General features: G+C 35.7%; 17 protein-coding genes and 1 tRNA gene. 7 read left to right on the forward strand and 11 right to left on the reverse strand.

What is annotated here, in order from left to right:
• Window positions 1-38: 38 nt before the first annotated feature.
• From QSV08_RS18665 to QSV08_RS18690, 6 genes are all read right to left on the reverse strand, one after another.
• Window positions 39-1,523: a cellulose synthase family protein gene (locus tag QSV08_RS18665; protein WP_324025213.1), complete on the reverse strand. Its 1,485-nt coding sequence runs from the start codon at window positions 1,521-1,523 to the stop codon at window positions 39-41.
• Window position 1,524: 1 nt separating this feature from the next.
• Window positions 1,525-2,214, reverse strand: coding sequence for a glycosyltransferase family 2 protein (locus QSV08_RS18670; protein ID WP_324025214.1), 690 nt, complete (start codon window positions 2,212-2,214; stop codon window positions 1,525-1,527).
• Window positions 2,214-2,705 carry a toxin-antitoxin system YwqK family antitoxin gene (locus QSV08_RS18675; RefSeq protein WP_324025215.1) on the reverse strand — a complete coding sequence of 164 codons (492 nt, stop codon included), beginning with the start codon at window positions 2,703-2,705 and terminating at the stop codon, window positions 2,214-2,216. The genes QSV08_RS18670 and QSV08_RS18675 overlap by 1 nt, the downstream gene beginning before the upstream one ends.
• Window positions 2,706-2,760: 55 nt before the next feature.
• Complete coding sequence (locus tag QSV08_RS18680) at window positions 2,761-5,166, reverse strand: hypothetical protein (protein WP_324025216.1); 2,406 nt, start codon at window positions 5,164-5,166, stop codon at window positions 2,761-2,763.
• A gap of 155 nt (window positions 5,167-5,321) precedes the next feature.
• Complete coding sequence (locus QSV08_RS18685; protein WP_324025217.1) at window positions 5,322-6,905, reverse strand: 4Fe-4S binding protein; 1,584 nt, start codon at window positions 6,903-6,905, stop codon at window positions 5,322-5,324.
• Between the two features lie 29 nt (window positions 6,906-6,934).
• On the reverse strand, window positions 6,935-8,281 hold the full coding sequence (locus tag QSV08_RS18690; RefSeq protein ID WP_324025218.1) for an NAD(P)/FAD-dependent oxidoreductase: 1,347 nt from the start codon (window positions 8,279-8,281) through the stop codon (window positions 6,935-6,937).
• A gap of 277 nt (window positions 8,282-8,558) precedes the next feature.
• On the opposite strand from QSV08_RS18690, the gene QSV08_RS18695 reads away from it, so the two are divergent.
• From QSV08_RS18695 to QSV08_RS18710, 4 genes are all read left to right on the forward strand, one after another.
• A complete protein-coding gene (locus tag QSV08_RS18695) occupies window positions 8,559-9,275 on the forward strand; it encodes a DUF547 domain-containing protein (protein WP_324025219.1) in 717 nt (238 codons plus the stop codon).
• Between the two features lie 24 nt (window positions 9,276-9,299).
• On the forward strand, window positions 9,300-10,175 hold the full coding sequence (locus QSV08_RS18700; RefSeq protein WP_324025220.1) for a hypothetical protein: 876 nt from the start codon (window positions 9,300-9,302) through the stop codon (window positions 10,173-10,175).
• 172 nt (window positions 10,176-10,347) lie between these two features.
• Window positions 10,348-11,613, forward strand: coding sequence for an outer membrane protein assembly factor (locus QSV08_RS18705; protein WP_324025221.1), 1,266 nt, complete (start codon window positions 10,348-10,350; stop codon window positions 11,611-11,613).
• A gap of 99 nt (window positions 11,614-11,712) precedes the next feature.
• Window positions 11,713-12,714: an N-acetylmuramoyl-L-alanine amidase family protein gene (locus QSV08_RS18710; RefSeq protein WP_324025222.1), complete on the forward strand. Its 1,002-nt coding sequence runs from the start codon at window positions 11,713-11,715 to the stop codon at window positions 12,712-12,714.
• A 3-nt stretch (window positions 12,715-12,717) separates the two neighbouring features.
• Here the strand turns inward: QSV08_RS18710 and QSV08_RS18715 are convergent, their stop codons facing one another.
• The 4 genes from QSV08_RS18715 to QSV08_RS18730 are packed head-to-tail and all read right to left on the reverse strand — an operon-like array spanning window position 12,718 to window position 15,507.
• Window positions 12,718-13,422 (reverse strand): TIGR04283 family arsenosugar biosynthesis glycosyltransferase, encoded by a 705-nt coding sequence (locus tag QSV08_RS18715; RefSeq protein ID WP_324025223.1) that lies wholly within the window; start codon window positions 13,420-13,422, stop codon window positions 12,718-12,720.
• A gap of 44 nt (window positions 13,423-13,466) precedes the next feature.
• Complete coding sequence (locus tag QSV08_RS18720) at window positions 13,467-14,282, reverse strand: purine-nucleoside phosphorylase (RefSeq protein ID WP_324025224.1); 816 nt, start codon at window positions 14,280-14,282, stop codon at window positions 13,467-13,469.
• On the reverse strand, window positions 14,279-14,950 hold the full coding sequence (locus tag QSV08_RS18725; protein WP_324028392.1) for a TIGR04282 family arsenosugar biosynthesis glycosyltransferase: 672 nt from the start codon (window positions 14,948-14,950) through the stop codon (window positions 14,279-14,281). The genes QSV08_RS18720 and QSV08_RS18725 overlap by 4 nt, the downstream gene beginning before the upstream one ends.
• Window positions 14,951-15,000: 50 nt before the next feature.
• Complete coding sequence (locus QSV08_RS18730; protein ID WP_324025225.1) at window positions 15,001-15,507, reverse strand: rhodanese-like domain-containing protein; 507 nt, start codon at window positions 15,505-15,507, stop codon at window positions 15,001-15,003.
• Between the two features lie 55 nt (window positions 15,508-15,562).
• Between QSV08_RS18730 and QSV08_RS18735 the strand changes: the two genes are divergently transcribed.
• Window positions 15,563-17,146, forward strand: a complete 1,584-nt coding sequence (locus QSV08_RS18735; protein ID WP_324025226.1) for a glycoside hydrolase family 32 protein — start codon at window positions 15,563-15,565, stop codon at window positions 17,144-17,146.
• A 324-nt stretch (window positions 17,147-17,470) separates the two neighbouring features.
• Here QSV08_RS18735 and QSV08_RS18740 read toward each other — a convergent pair.
• A tRNA-Phe gene (locus QSV08_RS18740) sits at window positions 17,471-17,543 on the reverse strand.
• Window positions 17,544-17,643: 100 nt separating this feature from the next.
• On the opposite strand from QSV08_RS18740, the gene QSV08_RS18745 reads away from it, so the two are divergent.
• Together QSV08_RS18745 and QSV08_RS18750 are read left to right on the forward strand one after the other, a co-directional pair.
• Window positions 17,644-18,372, forward strand: coding sequence for a type III pantothenate kinase (locus QSV08_RS18745; RefSeq protein WP_324025227.1), 729 nt, complete (start codon window positions 17,644-17,646; stop codon window positions 18,370-18,372).
• Window positions 18,373-19,662: a hypothetical protein gene (locus QSV08_RS18750; RefSeq protein WP_324025228.1), complete on the forward strand. Its 1,290-nt coding sequence runs from the start codon at window positions 18,373-18,375 to the stop codon at window positions 19,660-19,662.
• The last annotated feature ends 37 nt before the right edge of the window (window positions 19,663-19,699 follow it).

Here is a 19,699-nt window from a genome sequence, read left to right on the forward strand (position 1 = left end):
AATGGCTGTCCCTTTTTAATATCTTATTTAAAGCTGTTTTAAGCTCTTGAGGTCAATGATTTAAAGAATACAAACCCGAAACCTAAGAATAGCATAAAGTGAAACGGAAACAGTCCGAAATCATTTAATGGTATAGCGCTGTACATACCGAACATGAAATAAATCATTAAGGCAAACTCTAATATCATATTTGGCGATAATTTTTTAGCCAAGTACTTATTGCCTTTCCAGCTTTGCTTCATAGTGCTTATATTGAATTTTGGTGTACGTACAAATTCACTTCTTTTACCCATGTGACCTTCAATAACTGCAATGGTATTGTGTAAAGAGAAACCTAATGCTACAGAGAAAAAGGTAAAGAATATACGTATGTAATCTACAAAGTTGTTAAAGCCGCTGCCTTGTATACTCTTATAGGTAAACCAATAGCAAACGAATAAGATGATCGTACTTACGGTAAACAAACTTAATAGAGAGAATACCCAGTCTAAATGACCATACGTGTTCTTAATATAAAGCGATGGTATGCTTAATAAAGCCACTAAGAATACACATAAGAACATTGAACTGTTCAGTAAATGCATTACCCCATGAAACTTTGTTTTAAAAGGAATGTTCTTTGCGGTAACAACACTCCAAACTGTTTTTCTAAAGTTCTCTGCACCACCTTTGTTCCAACGAAATTGTTGCGAACGTGCGGCACTAATAACTACAGGTAATTCTGCAGGAGTCTCTACATTTTCTAAATACTTGAATTTCCAGTCTTTCAACTGTGCGCGGTAACTCAAATCTAAATCTTCGGTAAGCGTATCGCCTTCCCAGTTACCAGCATCGATAATACACTCTTTACGCCAAATACCAGCGGTACCGTTAAAGTTGATAAAGTGCCCTTTACTGTTACGACCTACTTGCTCTAAAGTAAAGTGCGCATCTAATGCAAATGCCTGTATTTTAGTTAGTGTAGAGTAGTCGCGGTTCAAGTGCCCCCAACGGGTTTGTACCACACCAATCTCTTCATCTTTAAAATAGATAACGGTTTTCTTCAGCCAATCTGAAGCCGGTAAAAAATCGGCATCAAAAATTGCGATGAACTCACCCTTCGCTACTTTAAGTCCTTCTTTTAAAGCACCCGCTTTAAAACCAGAACGATCTGTTCTTGTAATATGTTGAATATCTAAACCGGTCTCTTGCAATTTAGCAACAGTGGCAGCAGTTGTAATTACAGTGTCATCGGTAGAGTCATCTAAAACCTGAATCTCTAATTTACTTTTAGGGTATTCTATTTTAGCGATGTTTTCCAATAAGCGATCCATAACATACTCCTCGTTAAATACAGGAAGCTGAATGGTTACGAACGGAATTTCTTTTGGGTCTAAAAGGTTAAATTTTGGAGCTGTTGTGTTCTCTCTTTTTTGAGATAAGTAGTTGAATAATAGATTCAGCTGCGCCAAGCTATAAAAGAAAATTAATAGTAAAGAGATACTATAAATTATGATAATAAAATAAGCTAAAGCTAGTGCCATATTATTTAATACTGTATTTGAAGATCCACCCCAAAATTTTTATGCCTGCAAATATACTACCTTTTGCGGTTCCTGATACTTTAGAGATGCCAATTCTTCGTTTGTAACGTACTGGTACTTCGGTATATGTCATTTTTTTCTTAAGAATTTTCAGTTGCATTTCAACCGTCCATCCATAAGTTTTGTCTTCCATGTTCAATTCCTTGAGCTTTTCGTATTTAATAGCTCTAAAAGGGCCTAAATCCGTAAATTTTGCGCCAAAAAATAATCGCATTAAAAATGTCGCTAACCAGTTGCCAAAAATCTGTTGCGGCGTCATCGAACCTTCTTCTCGCAAGCTTTTTGTTCTTGCACCGACCACGAAATCGATGTCATCTTCTAAAATAGGTGCAACTATCTTATCCAGTTCCTCTGGGTAATCAGAATAGTCTCCGTCAATAAATACGATAATGTCGGGTTGTTTAGTTGACGATGCTACATAGTCTAGCCCCTTAAGGCAGGCAAAACCATAACCTTTTCTAGTCTCGGTAAGTACTGTGGCCCCTGCAGCTTCTGCATTTTTTACGGTATCGTCTGTAGAATTATTGTTCACAACGATTACCTCAGATACCGATTTTGGTAGTTCGTTGATGACATGTGCAATGGAATCTGCTTCGTTAAAAGCTGGTATAATTACTTTAATGTCTGTCATTATTTTAAATCTGATAAACTATTTTCACTGGTGAAAGCGCGAAAAGATGTCCATTCTTTTACTTTTTCACCCTTGCTATATTTCTCGGCAGATATCAATTTTGTATCCTTGTATTTTAGGCAATATCCGTCTTTAATTCCTTTTGTCAATTGGCATTTGTGGTTTACACGTCCCTTTTTGTCATAAAACAACCACCAACCTATTTCTTTATTTTCAACGAATTTCCCCTCTTTGGTTCTAATACGGTCTTCACTAAAAAAGAACCAATATTTCTCTCTTTTGCCATAAGCGTAAAAACCTTGCTCAGATTTATGACCATTTTGGTGGTAGAAGGTCCAATAATCTGTTTTTGTGCTATAGCGAATCCACCCTTCACTTTCTAAGGTACCGTCATCGTAATAGGTACGCTCGTAGCGTTTGTCTTCAGGATTTATAAAAGCTAACAATCCTAAGCAAATAAGTGCGGCGTAAAAGAGTTTAAATAGCTTCATTTTTTTGATAATTCAAGTTTATTGCTGTATCGAAACAGACACCTAATATGCTATATTATTTAGCGCTTTTTAGGGTGTATGTATTCTTTCCAGGTTTTAGTTCAACCACAGTTCCTTGCCAAACTATATTTCCTTTTATGGTTGTAGGAAGGGTTATTTCTGCGGATAATTTATGTTTGTTTCTTTTTAATTCAAATTCAATATTTCCTTTTGATGTAGGAAGCAAACCTGCTATCTCATTTAGTTTGCCGAATGCCGGAGCTATTTCTACTTCTTCAAAATCATTCTTTACAGACCGGATGCCTGCCAAATAATTAAAATAAAAATATGCGGGCGATGCACTCCACGGGTGTACCTCTGATCTTGTTGGTTTCTCTACACTTTCAAAACGCTCTAAAGTGGTGGTCATGTTCTCATTGATCATTTGCTCCCAAGGTTTTTGGGCGACGTCGAATAATTCAGGAGCACCTACTTTTTTAATCGCCTCAAAAAGATAAAAACGGTAGTAATAGGTTGCTTGTAATAAATCTTCTTCGTTTAGAATTTTATCTAAAAGTGCGCGCTGCTCATTTTCTGGTATAGCATCTGTCAATATCGCCATGATATTAGTATGCTGATCGTAAATGGTTTTGTCTGGTCTTTCGGCAAAAAGACTTCTATCGGCATCATAACACAATTCGTATACCGATGTAATAATTTCGTCAGCACGGTTTTTATAATCGCTAGCGGTTTGCTTATCACCAATTTCACTGAAAAGGCGCGACGCATTTTGTAGCGCATGCACATAATGTAAACTAACTACGGCAGAGTTTAGTCCGTCATTTTTAGTAGCGGTTCCACTTCCATTATTAGGTCCGGTATACCAATCTATAAAATAACGGTATGGTGTTTTGTTGACCAAATTTAGGTCGTTCATGTTTTTCTCAAATCCGGCAAGTGTATTAATAATACCATCTTTGTAGGTATGTATAAATTCTTTGTCGCCAGAAGTATTGTACTGATCGGCAATCATATCTACCCACACTAAAGAATAGGTCGGGTAAATAAAAGTAGATCTCAGTGGGTAAGCACCTAAAATATTACCATCAGAATCTCTAGAATGATCAAATTGGCGAATCGCATTTTTGGTATGTTCGGCATTACCACTTAAAGCTTCCCAAATTAAACCCTGAATTTTTGTATCGCCTACATACTGCATAGTTTCGTAATAGGCATCACTTAAAAAATAATCTTGTGTACAAATATCAATAGTACGCTTACAGATGTCAAAAATGTCATTGTACATTTCATCGTCTGAAGTGAATTTTGCAATTGAAGGTATGGTAGTTCTTGATCTATGGTTTACGAAATTTTCAAGAACAAGTTCTTGGTCTTTGGTTTCAATTCCAAACTCAATAAACCGAAACGTACGCATCCAATTCGGAATGAATTTCTGTTCATCTTTTCCGTTAGAAATAATTTCATCGTAATAGCCTAAAAGCTTTTTATTCTCCAAGTCGTTTCGGTCCCCTTTTGCATTGTTGGCACCGAAAAGATTCTCAGCATACTTAATAGTAATTATTGATGATTTTCCTTTACTGAAGATCAATTCTGGGAATCCGTTAGTTACGTATTGTTGATCTAATAAAAAAGTGGTTGTTGTGTTCGGGGCAAGTGTCAAAGTACCCAACACTGGGAACTCAGTTTCAATTGGTTTCGAAGAACGAACAATACTTGCAATTCTTTCCTCATCCCATGAAAGTAATGGTAAATTACGAGGTTCTAATAAATAAGCAATAGAGCCGCCCATGCTACTGGCATTTTCAAAAAATTCGACTTTTTTCCAGTTAGTATCATCAAAATCTAATGTTTCCCAATTTGTAGGGTAGTTGTTCATGTCAACAATGTCGGTAGGGTTATTGGCATAAAAACCGCCAACGATAGCCTTTTCGCCATCTCCTCTCCAGATAACTTCGTTCGCTTTGTACGATTCGTCGACAGTGCTTACCCAAGTATCATTGAATCCGGTGGTATTAATGATTTTGGCATTGTCTGTAACGCCGTTCACCATTACGCTGGTGAAGATGGACTGCATACCCAAAAACCTCCTTTTACCAAAATTGATCACCTTGACGGCGATAACATTTTCCCCTTGCTTTAGGTAATCTTTCAGGTTTAAGGTTTCATATTTATAATGTTGAATATCGCTCAACTGCGGTCCGTGAGTAATAAACTGACCGTTTACATAAAGGTAATAATGATTGTCTGCAGAAATATTGATAATAAAATCAGCTTTTGTGTCTGCTACTTTAAAGGTATTACGAAACAACACAGCAGTGTCTTCGCCTCCTTGAGTATCTGGGTGACTTACCCAACTGGCACTAATGTTTTCTTTGCCATAAATTACTTCAGGGTAATTGACTTCCAATTGCGATTGAACAGAAAGAGATACTAAAAGTAAGAGGATTAAAAAGCGATTCATGTAATGTATGAGTTGATGTTAGTAGGTTGTAAAGATCATGAAAGATTAGTAAAAACCAGTCTTTCATGAACTTTTTCCTGTTATATAATTTAAGTGCACCTGAGTTTATAAGTCATAATGCAAAAAAATAGCATATTCCATTTTAGAAATAAGATCTATTTTTTATTCACTAAATCCATTAAATCAACATCGTTACCTAATAAGACATCTTGAGAATTGATACGTCCTTTTTCTGGTCCGTTTTCTAATTTTAAAACTCCCCTTGGGCAAACCGCAGAACAAATACCACAGCCTACACAACTAGAACGTACAATGTTTTCACCCTTTTGAGCATAGGCACGAACATCGATACCCATTTCGCAATACGTAGAACAGTTACCACAAGAAATACATTGGCCACCATTGGTCGTAATTCTAAATTTAGAGAACATACGTTGTTGAAAACCTAACATAGCTGCCATTGGGCACCCGAACCTACACCAAACACGATTACCTAAAATAGGGTAGAATCCTGTTCCTATAACTCCAGAGAAAATACTACCGATTAAAAAGCTGTAAGTAGTACGTAATGTTTCTGCTTTGAAAATGAATATGTTTGCTGAGTCACTAAAAAAGTGCATTCCTATTAATACGGCGATAATGGTGAAATATCCAATAGCACCATACTTCGCATCTTTTGCCAGTTCTTCTCTTTTATAAATCATTACCCAAGCAAATACAGCTGTCAAAATAACTGCTACACCAGAGATAAACATTGTTTTTGTTAACCAGTATTTACTACTGTCATTACCTAAATAAGAGTAAATAACGGCTGTAGTCATTAAGGTTACAAATACTACAACACTATGTACTACCCAACGCTCAACTTTCCAAGCGAATTTAGATTTATCACTTAGCTGACGAAAAGAATCACCAGCAGTCTCAGCCAATCCGCCACAACCGCAAACCCAAGAGCAATACCAACGTTTACCGTATTTATAAGTTAAAAAAGGAGAGATCACAAAGATGGATATAATACCGAAAAACAACATCGTCATACCAACACTACCAGAATCTATGAACCCGTTAATACGGTAACGCTCAAAGTTGTAATAGTTTAAAGGCCACATGTTTTTAAGGTCGTAATATGGTAAGTCACCATTTAAACGCGCCATTATTTCTGGAATGAAAAACGCAAATGCAGTTTGAAAAAACATAACACTAACCGTTCTCAATTGCTCGTATTTATTATGACGGTATTTCCAAATGAATTTAGCGCCAAATGCCAAAATAGCAACGGTGTACATAGTGCCGTAAACGAACCACTGGCTGGCAGGGTTGCCACTAAGTCCTTTACTTAGCGGATCAAATAAAGCGATTAAACCCGTGTTGTCGCCATCTTTTACCAAGCCTAAATATTGCGGATAGAAATAGAGCACAATGTAAAACCCTGTTAAGGCAATACCTCCCATCCAGGCTAGCACGCCACGGCTAGAAATAGATTTAAACCAAACACCGTCATTCTTAATACCTTTATGTTTATGGGCGTAAGCTGCTTGTGAAAACCAAATAATGCCTGTAAAAATAGCCACGATAGAAATCGTTAACCACAATGCACTATTTCCCAAGTTTAAGTTGAACAATTGTAATATAAGAATGCCCATACCGGTCATACCTACTAATACCGCCAATTTTTGGCCTGTATTTAATGCTTTAGGCGGTTCTCCCGCAAGTGACATACTTCTGTCAAAATTACCCATAGTAGGTGTTGTTTGTGTTTGTTATTTAGTTAGGCGATACTGAAAATACGTTTCCAGCTTTTTTTCTTTGCACTGATATTCTTATTGAAATCAGCATTGTATTTGGCGATAATTTCATCCTCATAAAGTTTAAAAAACTCTGGGTCGAAATTGGCATCTTTTAAATAGGTCATTACATGGTCAATATCTTTGTTTTCTGTCAACCATTGGTCAAAAATCTCATGTCTCATACGAATGCCAAAGGTGTTTAGGCCTAAGAATTGATGACTGTCTTTATCAAACGCAACGGTAATACATATTTTTTCAGAAGCATGGCGCCAATGAAAATGGTGTTCATTATCATTTTTACTACGTTCGCTAAATACCCAGCCGTAGGTTTGGTATTCTACATCTAAAAATTTAGCCGAATTAAACCAGTGACCAGGGTTGTATTCTCTTGGGTTACCACAAATAGTTTGCGCAAGCGCTTCGCCCATCATTCTACCTGTATACCAAACAGCTTCAATTGGTCTTCTGCTACCAATGCCCTCATGCTGTTCTGCGCAATCGCCAATAGCGAATACATCTTTTACGTTGGTCTCCAAGAATCGGTTAACCTTAACACCCCTGCCCAATTCAATACCAGAATCTTTTAGAAAATCGATATTTGGTGTTACGCCAGCAGTTAAGCCGACCACATTACATTCAATGGTTTCGCCTTTATCTGTGACTACTGCTTTTGCACGCCCATTTTCATCAGAAATTATCTTTTCAAGATTGGTGTCTAACTGTAAATCAATATGATGTTCTAGAATATGTTCGTTGATCATTGCAGATTCCCCTGCCGGTAATACTCCGTTCCAAAAGCTCTTTTCACGGACTAGAAAAGTAACCGGTATTTCGCGAGAACGCAGCATTTCTGCCATTTCAATGCCTATGAGTCCGCCACCTACAATAACAGCACGGTTACAAACCTTTTTATTAGGGGCATTTTTCTCAAGCATTTCTAGATCTTGTTTGGAGTACAAACCTTGTACACCTTTTAAATCTTGCCCAGGCCAACCAAACTTGTTCGGTTTAGAACCTGTTGCGATGATTAGCTTGTCATAAGATATAGAGGAGCCATCTTTTAAGACTAGCTTTTTAGCATCGGTCTCCACTTTTTCTACAAATCCGTTTACGAGGTCGATCCTGTTTTTCTTCCAAAACCAGTTTTCGTAAGGTTGTGTATGTTCAAATTTCATGTGCCCCATGTAGACATACATTAATGCGGTACGAGAGAAGAAATAGTCGCTTTCTGCAGAAATAATGGTGATTCTTTTGTCTGATAGCTTTCGTATATGTCTAGCTAACGTGACTCCGGATATGCCATTACCAATAATTACTATATGATCCATAAAATGCTTTTATTGATGTGTGTGTCGGTATTAAAGGTAAGAACTTAACAGCCTACTTTTTATTTAGAAAGATTATAAACTTGTTATAACTCTGTGATACTTTTAAACGTAGTTTGCGTTTTAATAGCATTAAAACGGATTTGTAAAACACAGTAAATCAGTGTTTAATTGGCTTAAAAATTTTAAATAAAATAAATTATTTTTTTTAGGAAGTGTATGTTTTTGAAAAAAGCCACGACCTAAACAAACTCAAATGCGAATTTAAATTTCGAATATCATGAAAAGAACTTTACTACAGACACTATTTTTCCTTTTAATAGTAACTAATATATCTGCACAAGATGTAAACACTTTTTTTAGTAAAAGTGATAGCTTTTTTAAAGCCAATGTTGTTGATGGTAAAGTGAAATATGCAGCGATAAAAAACAATCCTGATGCTTTGAATGCGGTATTGGCATCAGCAAAAGGTATTTCGGTTTCAAAATCTGATGCTACTACCTACCAAGCTTTTTGGATCAATGCTTATAATCTTCTGGTAATAGACGGTATCGTTAAAAACTATCCATTAAAATCGCCTTTAGATGTTGCTGGTTTTTTTGATAAAACAAAACACGAAATTGGTGGTAAGTCAACAACCTTAAACGGAATAGAAAATGATTTGCTTAGAGCACAATTTCCAACAGAAGCAAGATTCCACTTCGTATTGGTATGTGCAGGTTTGGGGTGTCCTCCAATTATAAATACATCGTATAAGCCAGCTGCTTTAGAAAGTCAGTTACAGAAACAAACGGTTAAGGCGTTGAACAATCCCAACTTTATAAAAGTAAATAAGAATAAAGCTCAGATTTCACAATTGTTCGAATGGTATAAAGGAGATTTTGAACAAAAAGGAAGTACAGTAGATTTTATCAATACCTATAGAAGAGAGCAATTACCAGAAAATACAAAGGTTTCTTATTACCCTTACGACTGGTCTTTGAACGAAGCTAAATAATTAACAAAACCTAAAAACCTTATTATGAATATTATAACTAGAAATTTATTTCTTGCAGTGGCTTTTTGTGCCTTATTTAAAGGGTATAGTCAAGATAGTTTGCAGCAAAAAAGTAATATACAACAGTACACACCGTCGAAATTAGTAGGCAAAGGTCAGTACGATATCAAATGGTTTAATAATTTATATACGCAAACCGAAAGCACATTTACAGAAGGTAAAGAGCCAAGACAAACATTTTTTACGTCTACCATTGAAGGGTATACAGGTGTAGGTACTAACAAAAGGTGGAATGTAGGTGCTATTCTAGAATTCAGGTCAAATGTTGTCGGTGATAGAAGTGCATTAGATGTATTTAAGTTTGACGGAGAGAATAACACCGCCAGATCAGGTCTAACATCGATAGCGCCATCGGTAAAGTTTGTGCCAATTGCTTCTGTCAGTAATTTTTCCATTCAAAGTTCATTTTTTATCCCGTTGGTAGATAATGAAACGGAAAACGGAGTCTTTTTAGATCAAAAGGGATACATCTGGCAAAATAGATTCTTTTATGATTATACTTTTCCTGGCGATAAATGGCAGCTTTTTAGTGAAATCAATTCAGAATTAAGCTTTGGTGACAAAGATGAAAGTTTCGCAAACAATAGCTTAAATCTTAGTCCGGGTTTATTTCTTAGCTATTTCCCATCCAGTAAATTCACCATTTTGGCTTTGGCGCAACATTCTCAACGTTTAGATTTAGGAAACGATTTTACACAAGATTTTACAGCCTTAGGTGGCGGTGCAAAATATCAATTGACAAATGCATTGAATTTAGAAGTGTTGTACACCAATTTTGTACGTGGTAATAATACAGGACTAGGGCAGACCTTTAATTTGGGATTGCGCGGTATATTTTAAAATTAGTTTGAGTGTTCCTTTAAAGAGCCTTTAGTTGATAAAACAACTAGGCTCTTTTTTGGTATTTATAGGTATGCTTTTGAACTATAATTGATTGCGCAATTATTTTGTTCTATATTGAAAATCTTGATGAAAGATTCATATGAGTTATAGTATGAGTATTTGAAAAAAAATGAAAATAAAAATACTTCCCTTTTTTATGCTATTATTTGCCAGTTTCTTATTGAAAGGGCAAGATATAAGGGTGATAGAATTGAAGTTTGAAGGCGCAAAGCGGACTAAGATTTCATTTGTTAAAAATCTGGTAGACGTAAAAGAAGGTATGCTGTTAGATTCTGTTCAAATGAATCGAGACATACTGCGTTTAAAAAGATTGCCGTCTATTTCTCATGCGTATTACGAGATTAAAAATTTAGCAAATGAAACTTGTGAGGTAGCCTATGTTATTGAAGAAAACTTTACGTTAATTCCGTTTGCTAATCTATTTAGTTCTTCAAATGATGATTTTGCTTTTAGAATTGGGCTGCAAGAGTTTAATTCTTTTGGTCGCAACATTACATTAGGCGCTTTTTATCAGTATGATAATTATAGCTCGTTTGGGTTAAGTGTACGAGCACCATACCTATTCTCTAATAAGCTTGGGCTGGCGGTAAATTATAATAATTTCACCACTTTAGAACCTGTATTTTTTCAAGATGATACAGCAGACTATAAGTATAACAATACCGGCTTTGAACTCTTAGGACTTTACGAACTCAATTTTAAAAATAGAATAGAATTGGGCTTTAGCTTTTTTACAGAAGACTATGAATACGTAGAAGGGGCTACTGGTGTGGGCGTACCTTTGAATTTAAATGTAGATAAGCATCTGTTCAAATTTATTTATGACTATAACAGTTTAGATTATTTCTATCACTACTTAGAAGGTTTTAGAAGTCAGCTGAATCTGCAGTATGTGGGCAGTACCAATACAAATTTGCCTGAATTCTTAATCGGGTTCAATGATTTTACCTATTTCAAAAGAATAGGAGATAGGGGTAACTGGGCAAACAGGTTGCGTTTGGGTTTGGCAAGTAATGTTGATAGTCCGTTTGCACCATTCACAGTAGATAATAATTTAAATATTAGAGGGGTGGGTAATACCATTGATAGAGGTACAGGTATGGTTGTTTTAAATACCGAATATCGACAAACTTTAATAGATAAAAATAAGTTTGTACTACAAGGAAATGTATTTGTAGATGGAGGCACATGGCGGAACCCCGCAGGCGGATTTGATGATTTGCTAAAGAGTGAGAATCTTAGAATTTACCCGGGTGTCGGACTCCGATTTATGCACAAGCGAGTTTTCAATGCGATTTTTAGGATAGATTACGGCTACGGAATCACAAAAGACGGCGACAACGGAATTGTCTTTGGTATTGGTCAATATTTTTAGCAATCTTTGTGGTTCGATAGATAGCCGTAAATAAAGTATGGCATAGACCTTGCGTTCAACAATAGCATGAAACACAACAGTTTTACAATTTTATTTTTAATGTTTTTTAGCGTTTTTTGCGTTGCGCAAGATTCGTTGAAAACAGTTGTGGCTGAACCCGGTGACGGAATTTTATCGCTGTTAAGAAAGCAAGGTGTAAATCCGTATGAGGCTTATGATGAGTTTGTAGCCTTAAATCATCATGATTTACGCGATAGTGTGCACCTCGTTGCTGGTAGAGTTTATGTGCTTCCAAGAATAAAATTAGATACTGTGTCTATTGTAGATTCTTTACAGCTGCAGTCAAAAGAAATTAAAGAGCTAGAAAGTGATTCTTATGACATTTTTGGAGAGAAGCATAAAACGGTTATTGCCAAAAGCGAACGGTTAAAAGGTAATGTATATTATTTGGTCTCAGGTCACGGTGGCCCTGATCCAGGTGCTATGGGGGTTTATGCAGGCAAGGCGATAGCAGAAGATGAATATGCCTATGATATTACATTACGTTTGGCTAAAGAGTTATTGGCTCATGGTGCCGAAGTATACATCATTATACAAGACGAAAATGACGGAATTAGAGATGATTTCGTTCTTGAAATCGACCACGATGAGGTTGCATATATGGATAAAACAATACCGTTAAACCAATTGGCAAGATTAAAACAGCGGGTGGATATTGTCAATGATCTGTATAAAGAAAATAGAGGAAAATACCAACGATTGATTGTTACGCATGTAGATAGTAGAAGCGAAAATCAAAATATTGATGTATTCTTTTATCACCACGAGAAAAGTAAAAACGGAGAAAAACTAGCAGAAAGTATACATAAGACCTTCGGAGCTAAGTATAAAAAATATCAACCTAATAGAACGTATTCGGGTACTTTTGAAGATAGAACATCGCTGTATTTAGTAAAGAAAACGCATCCTGCGATGGCATATATTGAAATTGGGAATATTAGAAATAAAAAAGATCAGGTCAGAATTCTAGATCCAGACAATCGCCAGGCACTTGCCAAATGGATCAGTGAAGGGGTACTGTTAGATTTTGAAGGAGAATAAAGGTTAAGCCGCTATATGCTTTAAATAATACTGATGTAAGTCAGCTGGTTTTGCCCCTAAATGGTATTTTAAATGAATCATTCCGAAATGCCATTGTAACCGTACTTCGCCTCGCTCTTCATAACGTCTTGCGGAAGTAGTTACGGCAGAAGAAATAATCTTAAAAGGTTTTAATTTATATACACGTCGAATAAATTCATTGTCTTCGTAAATCACAAATTTTTCATTGAAGCCATTGAGTTGGTGAAAAAGTTTGTTAGTGATAAACAGCGACTGATCACCACCACGACAAATTTGATGATTAATACGGGTGCACCAAGAGAAGAATTTTAAAAATCGGCTATTGCTGTTAAAGCGCATTTGAAAACAACCCACCTCAAAACCTTGGTCAATTTCATTTAGAATAGCATTGTCAAAATCTTTCGGAGGTAAAGAATCTACATGTAAGAAATAAAGTATATCTCCAGTAGCTTTTGTCGCCCCGAGGTTCATTTGTGCAGCACGTCCTTTTTTGCTTTTAACAACAGAAGCACCATGTTTTATAGCGTTTTCAACAGTGTAATCTGTGCTGCCGCCATCAACCACTAGTATTTCTTTAATGCGGTCAGAGCCTGCATTGGTTGAAATAGCGAAAAGTACATCTTTAATGTACTTTTCTTCATTCAATACCGGTATAATAATACTAATGGTTGGCTGGTGGGCACTCATACAATACTGTTTGCTTACTTATGGTAGCCAAATACTGCTAAACCTTACAATTGCTTGATTAATTCTTGAAATAACTTTACCATTTTAGGTTCGGTTTTTTCGGCAATAGCGATAATCTCACTGATATCTACAGGCTTTAAATTGTCTGGGTCACATTCATCTGTCAAAACAGAAACGGCAACGATAGGTAATGATAAATGATTGGCAACGATAACCTCTGGTACGGTACTCATACCAACAGCATCTGCACCAATTAATTTGATCATTCTATATTCTGCCTTTGTCTCTAGTTGAGGTCCGACTACAGAAGCATAAACTCCGCTTTTTAATGTAATGTTATGCTCTTTAGCAATAGCCATTAGTTTGGTGCGCATATCTAAATCATAAGGCTCAGACATATCGGCAAAACGCTCGCCAAAATCACTAACACCTTTAAATGCTAATGGAGAACCACCTTGTAGGTTAATGTGATCTTCAATCAGCATCATGTCGCCCTTTTTATAATCAAGGTTTACTGCACCGGCTGCATTAGAAATAAATAATTTAGAAATGCCCAACATGTGCATTACACGAATAGGGTAGGTGATATCTAAAAAGTCGTAGCCTTCGTAAAGGTGAAAACGACCTTGCATTACCACTACTTTCTTACCAGAAATGGTGCCGTATACCAATTTACCAGTATGAAATTCTACTGTTGCCAATGGAAAAAATGGAATGTGATTGTAATGAGCTTCAATAGGGTCTTCAACACTATTGACCAATTTACCTAATCCTGTACCTAGAACAATACCTATTTCAGGTTTATCAAAACCTTTATTTTTAAGGTATGCTACAGATTCTAAAAGTTCATCTTTCATCATAATTTTATATGTTTTAAAAAGGGTGCAAAGGCATCGATATCCTTTATATCCTCGTAATAATCTATGTCGTTTCTTATTTCTAAAAGGGCAGTAGTTTCATTTTTTAGGTCAGCTAAAGTGTCCTTCAAAACGGTTTCTGTTCCCCATGTTTTATTTTTAAAAAGTGCAGGTAAAAATCTCTTCATGCCCAATAAATAATAACCACCATCTTCTGCGGGACCAACCACAAAATCGTTTTTCTCTAAAGCTTTAAATGCTTCTTCTAAATCTTCTTGCGAAAGATCTAGCATATCACTACCGATGATAATAATTTTTTGATATTCGTTTTGAAACCCTTCTTGAAAGGCATTTGCCATACGAACACCTAAATCTTCGCCTACTTGTATTTTTTTGCCGAATTTTTGATTGTCCCAAATATCGTTTTCCCAAATTTCTTCAGAATAATACACCTCTTTTTCAGCATATAAATTTTTGGTGATCGCTACGGTGTGGTCCAATAAAAATTTATAAATATCAAATGCAGCTTGGTCACCAACAGTAGCGGCTAAGCGTCTTTTTCCTTTGCCTATTTCAGGGTTTCTAGTGAAAATTAGTAAAAGATTGTTTGAGTTTGCGAGGGTAAAATCTATGACTTTCTCGTCTCGTACTGCTTTATTGTTCTGTAGTATTGCCAATATATTTTTTTAATTTTTCCTAACTCCTAACTCCTAACTCCTAATTAGTATACTTTAATTCCTTCTTGTAAAAGCTTACCCCAGTGTTTACTAAAAGCATGAACACTATCGGTTGCAACTTCTTTGTCGTTAAAAACGGTTCCACCTTTATTTTTCCATTCAAAAATACCACCATGCAAGTTTAGAATTTTTGTATATCCTATTTTTTTTAGCTTCTCACCAATATCTTCTGATCTTACACCTATGGAGCAGTAAACGATTATGGGTTGCGATTTATCAGTAATAGTTGCCAGCACCTTTTTTTCATCGAACTTTTTATATCCGACCCAAATAGCATTCTTAAGGTGGCTTACTTCAAATTCTTCTTTTTCTCTAGTATCTAAAAATACGATAGAATCTGTCTCTGGTATATTATCAAAATACGCATATGGTATCGTTCCTTGGTTCCAAGAGTTTAGTGCCTTTGAAATTTTGTCTTGGCCTGAGCTATATTTTGAAAAAGAAAGGAAGGCAATAACACAGAGTAATAACTTATAATTTAGTATTTTCATTACTACAAAGGTACTATAATTAGCATTTAAGAAGTACCGGTATAAAAGTGAATTTATGGTTAAAACTTTGCAAAATAAAGGTTTAGCAGTAGTTGTATTACTGTGTGTTGTTTTCAATTTCAGTTGTAAACAAGAAGTAAAGCAAGAGTTGATTGAAGAAGAAGAGATCCCGACTGGGTATTATATTGAAAAATATAGACCGCAATATCATTTTACACCAGAAGAGAAATGGATGAATGATCCTAACGGATTGGTTTATAAAGATAGTTTGTATCACCTTTTTTATCAATATTATCCAGATAGTACGGTTTGGGGACCCATGCATTGGGGGCATGCGGTTAGTAAAGATATGATGATTTGGAAGCATAAACCAGTTGCTTTATTCCCAGATGAAAACGGGTTCATATTTTCTGGTAGTGCTGTGGTAGATCATAACAATACTTCGGGCTTTGGTACAAAAGATAATTCCGCCATGGTGGCAATTTTCACCTATCATGATATGGAAGGTGAACAAGCTGGGGAAAATGATTTTCAAACACAAGGTATTGCCTATAGCTTAGATAATGGAGATAGTTGGACGAAGTATGAGAATAACCCTGTAATTGGCAATACGGGAATTAAAGATTTTAGAGATCCAAAGGTATTTTGGAATGATAAAGCTGAGCTTTGGACCATGCTTTTAGTCGCTGGTGATTACTTACAAATATGGAATTCACCCAATTTAAAGGAATGGGAAAAAGTTAGTGAGTTCGGTAAAGAAACCGGTGCGCATGGTGGTGTATGGGAATGCCCAGATTTGTTTCCATTAAAAATAGAAGGTACCGATGAGGTAAAATGGGTGCTTTTGATTAGCATAAACCCTGGTGCGCCAAATGGCGGTAGTGGCACGCAATATTTTATAGGAGATTTTGATGGTACAACATTTACAACAGACCAAGTAGAGCATAAATGGATTGATTTAGGTAGAGATAATTACGCAGGTGTAACTTATAACGACACGCCAAATGATGAACGCGTATTTATTGGTTGGATGAGTAATTGGGATTATGCTAGTGAAACACCTACTGAAAAATGGCGTAGTGCGATGACAGTACCAAGAGAATTGACTTTGCGTAAGGTTGGTGACGAAGTATCGTTATTTAATTATCCGGTAATAGGTTTTGAAAAGCATGTTGCTTTGGCATACCCAGAAAGTATAATAAAGATTCTGCCTACTAGAAAAAGAATTATTCCGCTGAAGTACGGCAACCAAAGCAAGACGAAATTTACGTTGTCCGTTCCAAATGCTCAGATTTATTTTAGGAATAAAAACGGAGATAGCCTAAGCATTAATATTGATAGGGATAAAAAGTTGGTCACGCTAGATCGAAGAAAATCGGGCAATGTTGATTTTAGCGATAAATTTTCGCCGGGAGTTCAGCAAATGAAAATTCCGAATTTACCAGATGATCCAATTGAAATAGTATTGCTTCTAGATCATTCTTCGTTAGAACTTTTTATCAATGGCGGTCAATATGTAATGACCAATCAAATCTTTCCTAATGAGTTTTTTAGGGCGATTACCATAGTGAATAATTCAGAAGAAGAGTTAGTTATAGAAGACTTTACAGAGCATAAAGTAGAGCGTGTTTGGGACTAGTTTCTGCAGGATTGTCTCATAGATTAAGACTTCTTCGTCTGTGATGCTACTTGCTATTTTTGTTTTTTATATAATTTGCTAGGTAGATTTTGTTGCGTCTAAGTTAAAGTTGGCTAATTGTGTTTGCTGAAACTTAGGTTATGATGATGTGCTCATCATTATAATTGGTTATTAACTACAGTTTAATTCTGAAATCTTTTTGTCGATATAAAGGCGAAAAGCACAACTCTATGCTATGATTTGTAAACTAACCTATATATTTTTGTATTAGAATAGGAGGGTATTAAAACAAAAAAATCCTTACCGTAAAGTAAGGATTTATTGTGGTGCCTCCAGGAATCGAACCAGGGACACATGGATTTTCAGTCCATTGCTCTACCAACTGAGCTAAGGCACCATGTCGCTATAAGCGGCTGCAAATATAATTTCAATTTTATGATTTACAAACTAAATCGTGAAAAAAGAAAAATGTTTTTTTAATTTTTAATCTTTGTAACATGAATTTAATAATTGATGCAGGTAATACAAACGTTAAGTTAGCAATCTTCAAAAAGTCAGAAATAATTCATTTAGAGACTGTTGTTGTCGATTTGTTTGTTGAGGCAGTTAAAAAAATCTTCAGAGAATTTCCGAGAATAAAATCTTCAATAGTTTCTAGTGTTGGATCACTTTCTAAGGATCAAATGAAGGTTGTGGCCGTTTTTTGTGAACTACATGAACTTTCTAATGCATCAAAAGTGCCATTTAAGAACTCATATGCCTCACCTCAGACATTAGGTGTAGATCGTTTGGCTTTGGCTACGGCAGCATATTATTTCAATCCGCATCAGAATAATTTAGTAATTGACGCTGGTACATGTGTTACTTATGATATGTTGAATGATTTTGATGAATATTTGGGCGGTGCGATATCTCCTGGGGTTCAAATGCGGTATAATGCCATGCATCAGCAAACGGCAAAGTTACCTTTACTCGAAAAAAAAGAACTGTTAGACTATATCGGTAACACGACAGAAAACTGTCTTCATAGTGGTGTTGTGAACGGTATAACTCTTGAAATAGACGGTGTCATTGATCTCTACAAAGCTAGATTTGAAAATTTAACAGTTATTTTAACTGGTGGAGACACACTATTTTTGTCTAAACGATTAAAAAATACCATATTTGCGGATTCCAAATTTCTCCTGAAAGGGCTTAATTATTTGCTGGAATACAACAAGCACTAAATGATCAGAAAAATTGTAATTGCAATTGTATACATAACCACCGTGGGTATGTACGCTCAAGATGGCACCGTTTCTCCCTATTCTTTCTTCGGAATTGGCGATTTAAAAAACGAAAGCACGGTTGAAAATCAAATGATGGGTGGTATTGGCGTCTATGCCGATAGTATTCATATAAACCTAAAAAACCCTGCAGCTTATGGTAAGCTAGGTTTAGAGGTAATGGATAGAGAAGGTCTAGTAACCTATACTGCTGGGGTCTCTAATAAACAGTATACACTTAAAAGTTTTACCGAAGAACAACAAAGCTCTATTACTAGTTTAGATTATTTGGCAATAGGTTTTAGTGTAGGTAATGGTCTAGGTATGGGGTTTGGTATTATGCCATACTCTTCAGTTGGCTATAATTTGGTTGAAGAACGTACAAATGCAAGCGGCTCAGGTTTAGTTAATGTATATAATGGAGAAGGCGGTTTAACCCGTGCTTTTTATTCTATAGGATATGAAGTGGTAAAAGACTTAAGTATTGGAGCTACGGTAAATTTTAACTTCGGTACTTTAGATAGTGAAAGATTGCAACAGGTAGAAGATATTCAATTTGGAACTTTTGATAGAAGAAGTTCTCGAATAAATGGGTTTGATTTTAACTACGCATTAAATTATACCCCTATAATAAAAGGTAGACAACGATTACATTCTTCTATTCGAGTAAATACCCAAGGTAATTTAGTTTCTAAGAATGATAGACAAATAGGTTCTTTCTCGGTTGCTAATGGTGGTACAATAGAAGAGGTAGAAGTAAATTTGGCTGCTCAGAATTTGAGTAATACCGAGTTGAAGATACCTACGACTACTACATTAGGTTTAGGTTATGGAGAAGATTATAAATGGTTTGTAGGTGCTGAATATAGTTTTCAAGAGATGAGTTCTTTTGAAAATTCTTTCTTAGGTGCTGATAGTATAGCGTATGAAGATGCAAGTTCATTTGCATTAGGTGCTTTTATTACACCAGATCATAATTCGTTTTCAAGTTACTTAAAACGAATTACTTACCGCGCAGGAATGCGTTTAGATAAGACTGGTATGTTGGTGAATGATGTTGATATAAATAACTTTGGCATAACTTTTGGATTAGGCTTACCACTGGGTAGAAGTTTCTCTAATCTTAACTTAGGTTTTGAATTTGGCAAAAGAGGAACAACTAGAGCGAATCTAATCGAAGAGAGCTATTTTAAATTCAATGTAGGTCTTTCGTTGAACGATCGTTGGTTCCAGAAAAGAAAAATCAATTAATAAAAAATTAGTACATTAACCATTTAAAAAGAGAAAT

Origin of the sequence: Maribacter sp. BPC-D8 (assembly GCF_035207705.1) — a bacterium.
In the GTDB taxonomy this organism is placed as follows: Bacteria; Bacteroidota; Bacteroidia; order Flavobacteriales; family Flavobacteriaceae; genus Maribacter.

What these genes read in the sequence shown, in the direction of transcription:
- QSV08_RS18705 (WP_324025221.1), top strand. Translation starts at nt 10,348, where the DNA reads ATGAAAATAAAAATACTTCCCTTTTTTATGCTATTATTTGCCAGTTTC.
- QSV08_RS18690 (WP_324025218.1), bottom strand. Translation starts at nt 8,281, where the DNA reads ATGGATCATATAGTAATTATTGGTAATGGCATATCCGGAGTCACGTTA.
- QSV08_RS18670 (WP_324025214.1), bottom strand. Translation starts at nt 2,214, where the DNA reads ATGACAGACATTAAAGTAATTATACCAGCTTTTAACGAAGCAGATTCC.
- QSV08_RS18665 (WP_324025213.1), bottom strand. Translation starts at nt 1,523, where the DNA reads ATGGCACTAGCTTTAGCTTATTTTATTATCATAATTTATAGTATCTCT.
- QSV08_RS18685 (WP_324025217.1), bottom strand. Translation starts at nt 6,905, where the DNA reads ATGGGTAATTTTGACAGAAGTATGTCACTTGCGGGAGAACCGCCTAAA.
- QSV08_RS18680 (WP_324025216.1), bottom strand. Translation starts at nt 5,166, where the DNA reads ATGAATCGCTTTTTAATCCTCTTACTTTTAGTATCTCTTTCTGTTCAA.
- QSV08_RS18715 (WP_324025223.1), bottom strand. Translation starts at nt 13,422, where the DNA reads ATGAGTGCCCACCAGCCAACCATTAGTATTATTATACCGGTATTGAAT.
- QSV08_RS18745 (WP_324025227.1), top strand. Translation starts at nt 17,644, where the DNA reads ATGAATTTAATAATTGATGCAGGTAATACAAACGTTAAGTTAGCAATC.
- QSV08_RS18730 (WP_324025225.1), bottom strand. Translation starts at nt 15,507, where the DNA reads ATGAAAATACTAAATTATAAGTTATTACTCTGTGTTATTGCCTTCCTT.
- QSV08_RS18675 (WP_324025215.1), bottom strand. Translation starts at nt 2,705, where the DNA reads ATGAAGCTATTTAAACTCTTTTACGCCGCACTTATTTGCTTAGGATTG.
- QSV08_RS18735 (WP_324025226.1), top strand. Translation starts at nt 15,563, where the DNA reads ATGGTTAAAACTTTGCAAAATAAAGGTTTAGCAGTAGTTGTATTACTG.
- QSV08_RS18700 (WP_324025220.1), top strand. Translation starts at nt 9,300, where the DNA reads ATGAATATTATAACTAGAAATTTATTTCTTGCAGTGGCTTTTTGTGCC.
- QSV08_RS18695 (WP_324025219.1), top strand. Translation starts at nt 8,559, where the DNA reads ATGAAAAGAACTTTACTACAGACACTATTTTTCCTTTTAATAGTAACT.
- QSV08_RS18720 (WP_324025224.1), bottom strand. Translation starts at nt 14,282, where the DNA reads ATGATGAAAGATGAACTTTTAGAATCTGTAGCATACCTTAAAAATAAA.
- QSV08_RS18710 (WP_324025222.1), top strand. Translation starts at nt 11,713, where the DNA reads ATGTTTTTTAGCGTTTTTTGCGTTGCGCAAGATTCGTTGAAAACAGTT.
- QSV08_RS18750 (WP_324025228.1), top strand. Translation starts at nt 18,373, where the DNA reads ATGATCAGAAAAATTGTAATTGCAATTGTATACATAACCACCGTGGGT.